The organism is Corynebacterium sp. 045007, from assembly GCF_040743205.1.
GTDB lineage: Bacteria > Actinomycetota > Actinomycetes > Mycobacteriales > Mycobacteriaceae > Corynebacterium > Corynebacterium jeikeium_D.
The window spans coordinates 179,994-194,742 of sequence record NZ_JBFLKW010000002.1 but is presented as its reverse complement, the minus strand read 5'-3'; the positions used below and the strand labels follow the sequence as shown (position 1 = coordinate 194,742).

The following is a 14,749-nucleotide window of genomic DNA, read 5'->3' as shown; positions in this document are numbered from 1 at the left end:
AGCCCACCTCATAACGGGGGTGGTAAAAGCGACTATGGGGTGTACCGGGACTGTATGACAGGTGCGCAGTACGTGCAAGGGGGATGTGTGGGGATGTACCTGGTTTTACACAAAGACATGGGCCTGTAACGACATTTATTCATGGGTCTCAGATACCAGTACATATCGCCCCGCTAAGGGGTGCGAAAGATTGTAGAGTAAAGGCCATGTTCAAGGATCCTGTGTACTTAACGATTATCGGATTGGCGCGCACCGTCTTCTTTGCCCAAGGTTTGAAGTTCACCGTTAAGGGCTGGGAAAACGTGCCGAAAGACTCTGGCGCCGTTCTCGTTACTAACCACACCGGATACATGGACTTCACCTATGTCGGTCTTCCATTCCGCAAGCACCGCCGTTTTGTCCGTTTTATGGCGAAGAAGGAAGTCTTCGACCATTCGATCGCAGGACCAATCATGCGTGCTTGTAAACACATTCCGGTCGATCGCACCGACGGCTCCAAGTCTTTCGAAGAGGCCTGCGCAAAGTTGGAAAACGACGAGTTGGTAGGCATCTTCCCGGAGTCGACTATCTCGCGCAGCTTTGAAGTCAAGAATCTGAAGTCGGGTGCGGTGCGTATGGCGCAGCGCACCGGCAAGCCCATCATCCCAGTGCTGATTGTGGGATCCCAACGCGTGTGGACGAAGGGGCACCCCAAGCATCTCGGCCGCAGCAATACTCCGATTCATATTACGGTTTTGCCGCCGTGGACCCCGGAGGGCGATCCGGCAGAAGCCACCGAAAAGCTACACGAAATCATGGATCAGGGTGTCCGTCAGCTCTGGGACGAGTACGCAGCTGAAGAAGGTCCCCTGCCGAAGGGCGCCTACTGGGTACCGGCTCGCCTTGGCGGCGGCGCACCGACTTTCGAAGAGGCCCAGGCAGAGGACCTGAAAGTCGAAGAAGAGCGTCAGCGTATCCGTCATTTGCGCGGTGATCTGGCCGCATTCAAGGAAAAGCTAGCTGAGTCGGCACGTGAATTCGGCGATAGCGCTCGTGAGTTCGGCGATCAGACCAGGCAGCAGTTCCTCGATGCCTCGCAAACGATGAGCGCGGAATCTGCTCGCCGAAGGGAACAGACGACCGCCTTGTTGGCGCAGTTCCGTCAGTCTGTGGAACAGATGGCTGATGATGTCGTCGCCGGCGCCAAGGAGAGCAAGGAGTCCGTGCGTACTGCCACGGATTCGATGCGCGTGACGTTCCGCGAAGCGTACGTGCAGCTAGAGAAGGCCTCCGCCTCCGGTGTCGAGCAGACGCAGCAGACCGTTTACCGTCTTATCGGCCAGTCGATGATGATTCGCGACAAGCTTCCGCAGCGCTTGAACAGGCTCATCACCGCTCAGCCGGAGACGTTCATCTTCGATTACCCCGCATCGCTTGCCGACGACGCGGGCAATATCAGCGAAGAAAACATGAAGGCCTTGCAGCAGCTCGGCGATGCCGGAGCCACAATCGTTGTTCTGCACGAACCGGGAGATAAGCCGAATCTATCGGCTTTGGAGTCGGTTGACCTGCAGGTCGTGAAACTCCCGGAGGGCGCCAGCAAACTGGACGTCACAAATGCGGTGGTTAGCACACTGCGCAAGCAGGCTCGCAAGGAAGAAACCGCGATTCTTTTTGCCGGTCGCTCGAACTTTGAGGAAGCCACACAGCGTGTCGGCATGCCGGTAGTTACGGCCGATGCGGACTGGTCCCTGCTGAAGAACGCGGATTGGGTAATCGACACTGTCGAGCATGGGGGAGTAGCCGCAACGCTGCAGTTGTTGCACGACCGGTTCTGCGATGACGGTGAAGATGGCAACAGTGAGGACGGCAAGTAGTTCGAAGTGACCGAGAGACTACATCCACTACTCGTAGCTTCGGATATTGACGGGACGTTCATCGACTCGCGGGAGCGGGTAACTCCCCGCCTGCGACAGGCCGTCACGCGAATGCTACGCCGCGGAACCCCGTTGGTGCTGGCCACAGGAAGGCCGGCTCGGTGGTTGCAACCAGTGCTCGAGCAGCTGCCGGTTCAGCCGTTGTGCGTGTGTGCCAATGGCGCCGTGATTTACGACTCCGGCCGTGATGAAGTGGTTGCCGCCAACACACTGAAGCCGGAGACGCTGCGATACGTCGTCAAGCATGCGCGCGAAGCGGCGCGATCCATCGGTGGAATCGGCATTGCGGCAGAGCGCGCTGGGACGTCGGCGAATGATGCCATCGATGAGCTTTTTGTGGTGGCGCCGTCCTATGACCATGCGTGGGAATCGGATGAGCACGGTGAGCTTGCTGAAGAGGCCGTGTTGTCGGAACCCGCGACGAAACTCTTGCTGCGAAACTCAGATGTGAACAGTGCCCAGCTATATGAGCTGGTCGCCCCCGCAATTGACGCGAGCTTGGCCCACGTGACCTACTCCATGCCCGACGGGCTGTTGGAGGTGTCCGCGCCGGGCGTGACTAAGCGCGCCGGGCTGGAATACGTGTCTGAACTGGTCGGAGCGACCGCGAAGGATGTGGTCTGCTTCGGTGACATGCCGAACGATATCGAGATGCTGTCGTGGGCGGGCACGGGTGTGGCCATGGGCAATGCGGCTGACAACGTCAAGGAGATTGCAGACGAAATCACCGCCACCAATGATGATGACGGTGTTGCTCGTGTGCTGGAGCGCTGGTTCTAGCTAGCCTCGAGGTTTTCCCGCGCCAGCTAGCTCACCCAGCGCTCGACAGCGTTTACTTCAGCTCGGTCTTGACTTCGCCGGTGGTGCGGTCGAAGGTGATTGAACCGTTCTGGAACTCAGCGCGCTCGATGTTTCCATCGACCACCTGGGTCTTCGTCGGAGCGCCCAGCTTGCCGACCTCGAAGCCCTGGCGGGCCCACTCATCAGCAATCTTGCCCCAGATAGCGTGCGCGCCGGTGGTGTCGGAGTCGGTGATTACGCCGTTGGAGAACTTCACGTAGCGCAGGGCATCGGCCTGGCCAGCATTGTTCGCTACGGTAGAACCGCTCTGGATACCGGACATTGCGTAACCGAGAACGGAGCCCATTTCCTCGGAAACTTGGCGCCATTCGGCAGCCAGGTCGTTCTGCTCATTGATAGTGATGATCTGGTCAATCAGGACCGGCAGGTCAGCAATCGATGGGCCGTTTTCGATGGAGCGTCCAACGGCACCCAGAATCGCATCGGCGGTCTGTCCGAGCCCCGGTGCGCCGAGCATGCCCAGCGCCGAGGCCAGCATCGAACGTGCGCCCGAGACTGTCTCCAGAGCCTGTGCCTTCTGCTGCTCGTCGGATGCGCTCGGCGAGGAGGAGTTGCTCTGCTCGCTTGCCGACGGTGCGGAGGAGTCAGCCGTAGCAGTGTCACTGGTGTTCGTGGCGTCGGTTGGCTCCGAGGTATCCGAAGTGCCCGAGGTGGTCGAGTCGGAGCTCGACGTTGTCGACGAAGTGGTGCTCGATGCGCTCGAGGACTTCTCGGAGGACGAGGTCGTGGACGTACCCGTCGATGCCGAGGTGGTCGAAGTGGTCGAGGTCGACGTGCTCGACTCGGTCGATTCGCTCGACTGCGAGTCTGTGTCCTCGGCGGTCTTATCGTCCTTTTCATCCTGCGGAACGAGGAGATCAATCAAGCCGTCAGGCCCCTCATTATCAATCTTTCCGCTGGTGAGTGTGTTGTACTTCTTCTCGGCAATCGAGCGGATCTTGCTCATCTGGGCGTAGCCAGCATCACCTGGGCAGGTGGTGTTACCAACGTCGCGGTGCGCGAAGATTGTCGGCAGAGTGACCTGCTTACCGTATCCGTACTTGGAGTAGCTGGTGCCACCCGAGGTCATCTGGATCTGGCCGGTCGGCTTGATGCCGGCGACCTTCAGGCGCCAACCAATCATATTGCCCACCGAGTTCAGTGCAGCCTCACTGGGAGCAACCGAAGAGTAGTTACCCATCATGGAGATGCCGAAAGTACCGGTGTTGAAGCCACCTGCGTGTGCGCCCTGGACATTCTTATCCAGCCCACCGTAGCGGCCCTCGTAGATGTTGCCGTACTTGTCGACAAGGGCGTTGTATCCGATGTCGCACCAGCCCAGAGTCTGTGCGTGGTACTGGTAAATGCCGCGGACGATACCAGCGGACTGGCTCTCGGTGTAGTTGTTTGAACCAGCGGTGTGGTGCACGGTGGCACCGACAAGCTTGCTGTCGTAGTCCGCGCCCTTACAGCGGTTGTTTTCGTTGGCGCCCCAGCCGGCACGGGTAATGACCTTCGGCATGCCCGTGACATTCTTGGCATCCACAATTGGGTCGATGCCGGATGCAGCAGCCTGGCCGTCGATTAGCACTGCGTCGACCTGGTCGATCGGCAGTTCATCGGCGACCGGTTCGATGTCCGTCCACTTCACTGGGAGGTTCGGCGAGTCCAGATTTGCAGCGTCGTTAGCGCTCGGAGCAGTCGGGTCATCGAGTGCGTCCCCAGGAGCTGCATCCGGAGTCTGCTGGTAGTCGGAAGCGGCCTCGGCGACATCCTTGGCCGCATCCGTAGCGGAATCCTTTGCATCCTCCACGGCCTTCTTGGCGCCCTCGGCATTAATCTCGTCGAGGTTGAGCTTGGACAAATCCAGCTTCTCAGCGCCCTTGATGTCCTTCAGATCCACGCCGGAACCCGGACCGAAGATGTTAAGTCCGTGGGTGGAAACCTGAACGCGCTTGGTTGGCTCGATGTAGATGAGCTCCGTTCCGTTCAGGCCGTTGCCATTGCCTTCAGCGGGGTAGTCCGGGTCAACGCTGAACCAGTCGGACCAGGAGCCGTCTGCTCGCTCGGCGCGGACGAAGCTGGCGATATCAGGGTCACCGGCCCACGTCAGCGCAAACTGGGAAAACTCAGTATCGGAGGTAATTTCCTTGACGACACCGCGGTTGGGATGAGCTTCGTCGGCAAGCGACTGCGTTGCGATTGCTGCATCTTCGACGAGAACGGAGACGCTGTCTGCAAGCGACTTGCTCTGGACAACCGGGTCGATGGGGCCGGCGCCGTTTTCCTCAATGAGGTCATAAGCGGCACCTGCGCCGACAACGGCAACGGGTGTCAGGGCAAGGGTCGCCACGGCAGCGAGTACCAAGGATTGCTTGGCACCTGCGCGGCGATTGATGCGGCGGCGACTAAACACGGTAATAACTCCTGGGTGATTGCGAAAATCTGGTGTTACACCACAAATGTGATGTGGTTATGCCTGGATTAGATAAGCGGGGGGTTAGTTCTGAGGTGCGAACCAGGTCTGCGTAGCTTCGGCAGGGTTGGTTGGCAGGGATTCAGTTAGAAACTCACCAACAACCTCGCCTGGCGTGGGCGTTTCCACGTTTCCGAGGGAACCGCCGTTGTCGCCCGACTCGCCGGCGCCCGGAATCGGCGGAATGCTGGCGGCCTCTCCGTCCTGGTTGTTCGGATCCGTCGAGCGGCCGGCAATATCCGCTCCACCGGCACCATCAAACTTGGCTTTGGCTGCAGCGCGGATGGCATCCATCTGCTGGTAGCCGAAGGTGCCCGGGCAGGAGGTGTAGCCGGTGTCGCGGTGACCGAAGATGGCCGGGAGGTTCACGGTCTGGCCGGAGCTGTAGCGTGCCTTCGAGTAGCCGGCGCTGGTCAGTGCGGCGGTGGACATCGGATCGACGCCACCGACCTTCATGCGCCAGCCGACCATCTCGCCGAGTGCAGTCACAGCCGCATCCGGAATCTCCAGCTGGTCGTGATTGCCCATCACCGAGATACCGAAGGTGCCGTTGTTGAAGCCACCTGCGTGTGCGCCCTCGATGTTCTTGTCCAGGCCGCCGTAGCGGCCTTCGTAGATGTTGCCGTACTTATCGACCAGCGCGTTGTAGCCAATATCGCCCCAGCCCAGCGTATTTGCGTGGTAGGCATAAATGCCACGGACAATGGCTGGTCCCTGGGACTCTGAGTAGTTATTGGAACCCGCGGTGTGGTGGATGCACGCGCCCTTGAAAGTGCTGTAGGAGCTCGAACCGCTGCGGATGGACTCATCTGCGCCCCACGCTGCACGGCTGATTACATTTGGCGCGCCGGCAATCGACGACTCGTACGCAACTGGCTGAATAACCTCGCCGACCTGCTCTACGCCGTCGATGAAAACTGCCTGGACAGCGTTGAGGGACAATGCGGCCGTAGCGCTGACGAGGTCCTGCAGGGAATCGCCGATAGTGGCGGGGTCAAGGTTGTCGATACCAATGATGTTGCGGGGATCCAGGCCTTCGAGGAGGTTCAGGCCGACAGTCGACACCTGCACGCGACGGGTGGGCTCAACGAACAGCAGCTCGGTGCCGGACTGCCCGGAGTTATTCATCGGACCGTGTGAATCAGCGTGGAACCACGGGCCAAAGCTGCCGTCTTCGCGCTCGGCGCGAACGTACAGCTGCAGATTGTCATCGCCCGGCCAGGTCAGGGCGAACTGGGAGAACGGTTCGTCGCGGGTGATGTCCTTTACGAATCCGCGAAGCGGGTGCAGGGCATCGGTAATGGCATGCGTGCCGACGGCTGCGTCGTCAATCATCATCGTGACAGCGTCAACCAGCGGTGATGTCGAGATCTTGGCTGCGATGGGGCCTACGCCTGGGCTTTCAACCAGGGTAGGGGCCTGGCGAATACCCCATGTTGCTAGCGGAGCTGCGGCAGTAGTAGCTGCCAGTCCATAGAGGAAGGTGCGACGGCCCATCGACGGGGCATTGATGCGACGGCGAGTTGGCACGGTAAAAGCTCCAAAAAAATGGGGTACAGGGTTATCGACCCGAGGTCTACCCGGGGTCGAAGGGAAGGAAAGTTGCAAAGCAACAGAAAATTCTGAGGAGGATGTTACCAGTGTGACTAAAAAAATCTAGTGAGACATCTGTGTTTCCTCGTTAATTTTGGGAAAATTATCAAATAATGTGACCAAACGAACGTTGGGCTGGGCTCACGTGGACGTCGTAAAGCCCGCGTGTACACCCGCAAACCGGATGGAAATGCAATAGGTTTTAAGGCGTGAGTAGCGAAAAGAACACCACTGCCAATGAATTTGCTCCGAAGTCCCTACAGGACATCAAGGACAACACCTACGACCTCATCGTGGTCGGCTCGGGTTTCTTCGGTTTGACCGTTGCTGAGCGGACCGCCACTGAGCTGGGTAAGCGCGTGCTCGTTGTCGAACGCCGCAACCACATCGGCGGCAACGCCTACTCGGAGGCAGAGCCGGAGACTGGCATCGAGGTGCACAAGTACGGTGCGCACCTGTTCCATACCTCTAATAAGAGGGTGTGGGACTACGTCAACCAGTTCACGGACTTCACCGGCTACCAGCACCGCGTGTTCGCTATGTACAAGGGCACCGCGTACCAGTTCCCTATGGGCCTGGGGCTGATCAACCAGTTCTTCGGCAAGTACTACAGCCCGGACGAGGCGCGCCAGCTGATTAAGGACCAGACCGATGGTCTGGATCCGCGTGACGCGAAGAACCTTGAGGAAAAGGCAATCTCCCTGATTGGTCGCCCGCTGTACGAGGCATTTGTCAAGCACTACACCGCCAAGCAGTGGCAGACCGACCCGAAGAACCTGCCGGCCGGCAACATCACCCGCCTGCCTGTTCGCTACACCTTTAATAACCGCTACTTCAACGACACCTACGAAGGTCTGCCTGTCGACGGCTACACCGCCTGGCTGGAAAACATGGTGACCTCCGACAAGATTGACGTCGTTGTCGATGCCGACTGGTTTGAGGTGCGCGACGAACTCCGCGCTGTCTCCCCGGACGCCCCAGTCGTCTACACCGGCCCGCTGGACCGCTACTTCGACTACGCAGAGGGCAAGCTGGGTTGGCGCACGCTGGACTTCGAGATGGAGGTTGTCAACACCGGCGATTTCCAGGGCACTCCAGTGATGAACTACAACGACGCGGATGTGCCGTACACCCGTATCCACGAGTTCCGCCACTTCCACCCGGAGCGCGATTACGTCAAGGACAAGACAGTAATTGTTAAGGAATACTCCCGCTTCGCCGACGATGACGACGAGGTGTACTACCCGATCAACACTCCGGAAGACCGCGAGATGCTGGAGGCCTACCGCAAGCTCGCTGCAGCAGAAGCGCAGGAGAACAAGGTTCTCTTCGGTGGTCGTCTGGGCACCTACCAATACCTGGACATGCACATGGCAATCGGTTCTGCACTGTCGATGTTCGACAACAAGATTGCGCCGTTCTTCAACGACGGCGAAGCAATCGAGCAGGAGCGCGGGCACTAATTTGCCGCTTCCGGCTCCCGCGCTAGTATTGCGCGAGTGTCGCGTGAGAAAACCCAAACCGAAGTTCCCCAGCAGGGGCCATTGCTGCAGCGTGTGAACAAGTTTCTCACCCTGCCAGTGGCACCTGTCATTCTGGTTCTTATCGGTTCTCTTGGTACCCAGGCTGCAGCCGTGCTGGTCACTGGCATGCTTTCCACGGTCGGCGCGCCGGGCATATCGGGCCTGCGCATGACCGCCGCCGCCATCATTATGGTGGTTCTGTTCCGGCCAAAACTGTCCGGGATGACCCGCGCCCGCGCCATCAACATCGTGGTCTACGGCATCGCCATGGGCATGATGAGCATGATGGTGTACGCAGCCATCGCGCGCCTCCCGCAGGGCGTCGCCGTCACCATCGACTTCCTCGGCCCCTGCGTCGTGTCCTTCCTGGGGCTGAAAATGTGGCGCTCCCGCCTATGGGCCATCGTCGCTTTCATCGGCGTTGCCCTGATTGCCCAGCCCTCCAATGACCTTGACATTATCGGCATTGGTTACGCCGCAATCGGTGCAATCTTCTTCGGCGCTTACACGCTCTTCTCCGCCCGAATGGGCAGCACCGAGGGCGGCGGCATGCCCGACCTGGCGCTGTCAGTGGTCGTCGCAGCAATCGTGCTCGCGCCATTTTCTGTTTCCGCTGCACCGCTTGTCGACGGTTCGATGTGGGCCACCATCGTTATTTCCGGGTTTATTGGCGCTGTTATTCCCTACGTGATGGACACCATCGCTGCGGGGATTGTCTCAGCGGCGGTCGTCGGCACGCTCTTTGCACTGGACCCGGTCATCGGTGCAATCCTGGGCTGGGCGTTTTCCGGTGACCGAGTGACTTGGTCCATGGCGCTGGGCATCGTGCTAATCGCGGCGGCTGGCGCGATTATTACCTGGCGCGGGGCGCGGGAGTCGCGCGAGCTGCGGGGGCTTGCGCAGTAAAAATGCGGATACCAGAACCCGCCGAAAAGTGGGGTCTCGACGTGTTCTGCTGGAAAACGACAGTGAATGCGGGTAAGTTTGTCGAAGATTTATTGTTTCTTAAGGTAATTCCCTGAAGCGGAAACACGCCTGATAGTTCCCACCGGCCGTGGGGAATCGCACATTGTGAGGAGAATGCACACGTGAAAATCACCTCTACTTTCCGTGGTTGGCGCCGAAAGGTTGCAGCCGTTGCGTCCGTAGTAGCTGTGGCTGCGTCTGCATTGACCATGGCGCCGGCCGCGAGCGCGGCGGGTGACCGAGGCTCGCTGCGTCCGGGTTGTGAGTGGGATTCGTACCGGTACTTCACCCAGAAGTGCCAGGTTTATTCGCCGGCCATGGATCGTAATATTCCGGTTCAGATTGTGGCCTCGGCCAATGGCGGTAACAAGGCTCTCTACCTGCTAGATGGCCTGCGTAGCCCGGCTGATGCCTCAGACTGGGTGGAGCACGGTAACGCCCCACGTACTTTTGAGGGATCCAACGTCAACCTGGTTATTCCAGGTGGCGGGGGCGGTAGCTTCTACACCGACTGGAAGCGTCCGTCGGTTAGTGTGCACGGTCCGTTTGTAAACATGTGGGAGACCTTCTTAACTCAGGAACTGCCGGTTTACCTTGAGCGTGAGTTCGGCATTTCTCGCACTGGCAACTCCATTGCAGGTCTGTCCATGGGTGCATCTGCTGCACTGTCGCTGGCATACAACCACCGAGACCAGTTCGGTCAGGCTCTTGCCTTCTCCGGTTACCTGCACACCACTGCCCCGGGTATGACCACTGCAATTGAGGCTGCTCAGCTGTCGGCTGGCTACAGCTCCTTCGACATGTGGGGTGCGCCTATGTCAGCGGAGCGTGTCCGCAATGATCCGTACCTGAACGTCGAGAAGATGAAGGGGCTGGATCTGGTTATTACCTCGGCAAATGGTGTTCCGGATGAGGTTCGCGACCCGAAGAACCTCTACCGGGTCGTCCCGAAGGCCGGTGGTGTTGCGCTGGAGTCGCTGTCCCGCTTGTCCACCCGCGAGTTTGAGTTGCGTGCTCGTACCTCCGGTCTGGATGCCACGTTTGAATACGAGCAGACCGGTATCCACGATTGGCCAACCTGGGATCGTAACCTCCAGAACTCCAAGGCCCGCATCGAAGGTTTCCTCGGAGCTTAAAACTAGAGCCTGAACGAAAAAGCCCCTATGCGCAGCAGATAGTCCGCAGCGCGTAGGGGCTTTCACATTCTGGGCTGTCGCTAGCGTGGCAACAAGAGGCAATCCGCCACGGGCACTAGGATGCTATGAGATAGAAACGTCGGTAACTTATCGGCGGCAACACCCCCGGTAGACCTTTCGGAAAGTGGTTGATACGTCTCATGGCATCACAGCCTGAACAAAAGCGGACACATACCCCGACAACGTCGTCAAGCCTTGCCGTTGAACGCCTGCAGCGGATTTTGCTGCCAAAGTTGGGTGAGCCCCGTGATGTCCGCTCGCTCTACTTGGTTGAGCCGGAGACTAATGCCGGTCGTGTGCAAGCGCATTCGCGCACGTCAGCCACTATTCCGGCGGGTGATGAAGTTAGTTTTGAAACCTACTTCAATGCTTTTCCGGCCAGCTACTGGCGCCGGTGGACGAATCTGGACAATGTTGTCCTGCGCCTGGAGTTATCCGGTACTGCGCGCGTGGACATTTACCGTTCGAAGATTGACGGTGCACGCATCGCCGTGACCGGCGAAGTTGTCGGTGACCTGGGTGCGGCGGCTGAAGGTGCAGAAGCCAAGGTGGACGGCAAGGATGTGCACGTCTGCGAAATCCCAGTACCGCTGACGCAATTTGAAGACGGCGGCTGGATTTGGTTTGACCTCACCTGTGAGACGGACGTGGTAATCCACTCCGCAGGTTGGTACTCCGATATCGAGGCGCCGAGCCAGACGTACCCGGACGGCACGGAGCATCAGGCGCCGGAGGGGCGCGTCACTATCGGTATCCCGACGTTCAATCGCCCGACCGACGCAGTTGCTGCTCTTGAGGCGCTGTCCTCGGATCCTGAGGTCGATGCCATCATCGATGCTGTTTTGATGCCTGACCAGGGCACCAAGCACCCGGCAGACGAGCCGGGCTTTGATGCTGTCGCCGAGCACTTTGGTGACCGCCTGCGTATTTTCCCGCAGGGAAATCTCGGTGGTTCCGGCGGGTACTCCCGCATTATGTACGAGGCCCTGGGCGGTCCGGATTCGGATTCGAAGCGTGCGACCGATAGCCCTTTCATTCTCTACATGGATGACGACATCGCCATCGAACCGGATTCCATTCTGCGTGCGGTCGCTGTTGGCCGGTTCGCGAAGTCCCCGATGCTGGTCGGCGGTCAGATGCTGAACCTTCAGGAGCGCAGCCACTTGCACTCGATGGGTGAAGTCATCGGCCGCCATGACTTCATGTGGACTTCCGCTCCGCACGTCCACTATGACCACGACTTTTATGCGCACCCGTTGCGCGATCGCGGGGAGCACGGCACTAACGCAACCGGTGAGGTTGTCGATTCGAAGGATCTTCACCGTCGCATCGATGTTGAGTTCAACGGCTGGTGGATGTGCTTGATTCCGCGCGTCGCCGCTGAGACGATCGGTCAGCCACTGCCGCTGTTTATTAAGTGGGACGATGCCGAATACGGTTTGCGCGCAGGCAAGGCAGGCTTTCCGACGGCTACGTGGCCGGGTGTAGCAATTTGGCATATGGCCTGGTCGGACAAGGACGACGCCATTGACTGGCAGGCGTACTTCCACCTGCGCAACCGCTTGATCGTCGCGGCTCTCCAGCACGAGGGAGATGCTGCCGGTATCGTGCGTTCCATGCGCAAGGCCACATTCAAGCACCTCCTGTGCCTGGAGTACTCCACTGTTGCCATCCAAAACGAAGCCATGAAGGACTTCCTGGCAGGTCCGGAGCATCTGTTCGACATTCTCGAATCTTCGCTGCCGCGCATCAATGCCCTGCGCAAGAGCTTCCCCGACGCGGTTGTGCTGCCGAGTGCAGGCGATCTGCCAAAGCCCTCCGGTATTCCGGGGATTCCGACAAAGGATGTCGGTGGTCGCCTGGGCAAGCTGAAGAAGGTCGGTTGGCTGGCCAAGGGCTTGCTTCACAGCGTGCGCCCGGAAAACTCCGAGCACCATGCGGTGCCGCAGGCAAACCTGGCGCCGCTGGAGGCTCGTTGGTTCTCCCTGTCGCGTCTGGATGGCGCAACGGTCACCACCGCTGACGGCCGTGGCGTGGTGTATCGCCAGCGTGACCGCGACAAGGCCAAGGCTCTGCTGGAAGAATCCTGGGAGCTGCAAAAGCAGGTTGAGGAGCGGTTCGAGCAAATGCAGGCACGCTACCGCGCAGCCTATGACGATCTGACCAGTAGGAAGGCCTGGGCGAATGTCTTCGAAAATTAAAGGCGATCCGTTCGGCGAGTCCGACGTTCTCGTTAATATTCAGCACACGCTTAACGACGTCCCGGGTGTGCTGCCCACCGCGCGTGCCATGAGCTATTTCGGTGAGCACGCCCTTGGGTGGATGGGGCTCGCTGCCCTCGGGGCAGCGGTGGATAAGGAGCGACGCATTGGCTGGGCAAAGGTCGGTGTGGCCGCCTTTACCTCGCATGCGGCATCGGTGGTGCTTAAGCGCATTGTCCGTCGCCCGCGTCCGCATGACCGTCGTATAGCAATCGGCGTTGGTACGCCGAGCAAGCTGAGTTTCCCGTCCTCGCACGCGACGTCGACGACGGCGGCGCTGGTGGGGATTGCAAAGTTGGGTTACCCGGCAGCCCCGGCTGTGGGTGTGCCGGCGATTATGCTCTCCCGCCTGGTGCTGGGAGTGCATTACCCAACCGATGTCGCTCTCGGAGCAGCGCTGGGTACAGCCACTGCTCTTGCGGTGGACAAGATAGGTGATAAGGTCATCGAGCCGAAAAAGGCGCAGCATAACCAGGGTGGACAGCCCTCCATTGCGGAAAGGAATGCACAGTGACACAGGCGGAGAACGACAACTTGGCCAATGTGTCGGCCAACCAGCGGCAAGCTTCTCAATCAAGGATTGGGTCCGAGCCGCACACTTCCGGTATCGATGAGCCTGCGCATCCGCAGGGGCATCCGCCGAAGAATCTGCTGGACGGCATGATCAAGGCGCTTCGCCCGAAGCAGTGGGTGAAGAATGTCCTGGTCATTGCGGCTCCACTGGCAGCCGGCAACGAGATCATGGACTCGGGACGTTCGATCGGTACGCTGACCGTCGACATCCTGGTGGCGTTTGTGGCCTTCTGTTTGGCCGCATCGTCGATTTACCTGATTAATGATGCCCGCGATGTCGAAGCTGACCGCGCGCACCCAACCAAGCGCTTCCGCCCAATTGCCGCTGGCGTACTGCCGGTGAGCATGGCGTACATTATGGCGGTCGCACTGATTATTGGTTCGATTGCGGTGTCCTGGTTTGCCTCTGAGGGGCCGGGGCTAGCAATTGTTGTGGCTGTATACATTGCACTGCAGCTCGGTTACTGCTTTGGCCTGAAGCACCAGCCGGTGATTGATATTGCGCTGGTGTCCTCGGGTTTCATGCTGCGTGCAATGGCCGGCGGTGTTGCTGCCAACATCAACCTGTCCCAGTGGTTCTTGCTGGTTGCCGCCTTTGGTTCGCTGTTCATGGCAGCCGGTAAGCGTTACGCTGAGCTGCTGTTGGCAGAGCGCACGGGTAAGAAGATTCGAAAGTCGTTGCAGGGTTACACCGCGACTTATCTGCGCTTTGTGTGGACCCTCGCTGCGACCGCCGTGGTGCTGAGCTACGCGCTGTGGGGCTTTGAGATGGGCCGCGCGCCGGGCACTTCATCGACTTCGGCTATTTGGTACGAGATCTCGATGGTTCCATTCACTGTGGCCATCCTGCGCTTCGCCGCCGACGTTGACCGTGGTGATGCGGGAAGCCCGGATGAGATTGCGCTCAAGGACCGACCGCTGCAGGCACTGGCCGTCCTGTGGCTGCTGTCCATTGCCATCGCTGTCTACGCTGTCCCGACTCTGGGGTAGTTCCCAGTTCTTATCCCTTTAAGCGAACTGCGATTTCCGTCGGGTTCTCGTCGGGTTCTAGTCGGGTTCGGTTGGTAGCTGAAAGCCCATGCACCGAGGGGTGCATGGGCTTTTTTGTGCCTAGCTAATACTTACGTTGTGTTTGGGGTTCTTGTAGGCGTGTTTTAGGTTTCTCAGTCAGTCCTACGGATTAGTCGGGGCGGAATTACAATTTTGTAATTCCATGCTGGTAAACATTGTTTCTCCTTGTGGTGGATAGTTTTGAGGGGAAATGTGAGAAATATTACGGAATGATTACGATTTAAACTTGGATGTAGGGAAACGATTGAGTATCGTTACATACTCGAGATTCTTTTGTGGGGTCTCCAGTTGTCGCGTCACAACTGGAAGCAGAAAAGCGAAAGCTCGCGTAAGC

General features: G+C 59.0%; 10 protein-coding genes. 8 read left to right on the top strand and 2 right to left on the bottom strand.

Annotated elements, in window-relative coordinates:
* Positions 1–206: 206 nt before the first annotated feature.
* Positions 207–1,856, top strand: a complete 1,650-nt coding sequence (locus AB1Z34_RS02120) for a 1-acyl-sn-glycerol-3-phosphate acyltransferase (protein ID WP_367157820.1) — start codon at positions 207–209, stop codon at positions 1,854–1,856.
* Between the two features lie 6 nt (positions 1,857–1,862).
* Entirely contained in the window at positions 1,863–2,696 is an 834-nt protein-coding gene (locus tag AB1Z34_RS02115) for an HAD family hydrolase (RefSeq protein ID WP_049190951.1), read from the top strand.
* Positions 2,697–2,748: 52 nt separating this feature from the next.
* Here AB1Z34_RS02115 and AB1Z34_RS02110 read toward each other — a convergent pair whose 3' ends face one another.
* Positions 2,749–5,172, bottom strand: a complete 2,424-nt coding sequence (locus AB1Z34_RS02110) for an N-acetylmuramoyl-L-alanine amidase (protein WP_367157819.1) — start codon at positions 5,170–5,172, stop codon at positions 2,749–2,751.
* A gap of 84 nt (positions 5,173–5,256) precedes the next feature.
* Complete coding sequence (locus tag AB1Z34_RS02105) at positions 5,257–6,762, bottom strand: N-acetylmuramoyl-L-alanine amidase (protein WP_239272138.1); 1,506 nt, start codon at positions 6,760–6,762, stop codon at positions 5,257–5,259.
* A 329-nt stretch (positions 6,763–7,091) separates the two neighbouring features.
* Here AB1Z34_RS02105 and glf point away from each other — a divergent pair, with 329 nt between their 5' ends.
* The 6 genes from glf to AB1Z34_RS02075 all read left to right on the top strand — a co-directional run bounded on the left by glf (position 7,092) and on the right by AB1Z34_RS02075 (position 14,334).
* Entirely contained in the window at positions 7,092–8,288 is a 1,197-nt protein-coding gene (gene glf, locus AB1Z34_RS02100) for a UDP-galactopyranose mutase (protein ID WP_367157834.1), read from the top strand.
* A 36-nt stretch (positions 8,289–8,324) separates the two neighbouring features.
* Positions 8,325–9,254, top strand: coding sequence for an EamA family transporter (locus AB1Z34_RS02095; RefSeq protein WP_239272136.1), 930 nt, complete (start codon positions 8,325–8,327; stop codon positions 9,252–9,254).
* A 182-nt stretch (positions 9,255–9,436) separates the two neighbouring features.
* A complete protein-coding gene (locus tag AB1Z34_RS02090) occupies positions 9,437–10,450 on the top strand; it encodes an alpha/beta hydrolase (protein WP_367157818.1) in 1,014 nt (337 codons plus the stop codon).
* Between the two features lie 200 nt (positions 10,451–10,650).
* Positions 10,651–12,711, top strand: a complete 2,061-nt coding sequence (locus tag AB1Z34_RS02085; RefSeq protein WP_255465784.1) for a glycosyltransferase — start codon at positions 10,651–10,653, stop codon at positions 12,709–12,711.
* Positions 12,695–13,285 (top strand): phosphatase PAP2 family protein, encoded by a 591-nt coding sequence (locus AB1Z34_RS02080; RefSeq protein ID WP_049171825.1) that lies wholly within the window; start codon positions 12,695–12,697, stop codon positions 13,283–13,285. The genes AB1Z34_RS02085 and AB1Z34_RS02080 overlap by 17 nt, the downstream gene beginning before the upstream one ends.
* A 29-nt stretch (positions 13,286–13,314) precedes the next feature.
* Positions 13,315–14,334, top strand: a complete 1,020-nt coding sequence (locus AB1Z34_RS02075; protein WP_049193199.1) for a decaprenyl-phosphate phosphoribosyltransferase — start codon at positions 13,315–13,317, stop codon at positions 14,332–14,334.
* Positions 14,335–14,749: the final 415 nt, after the last annotated feature.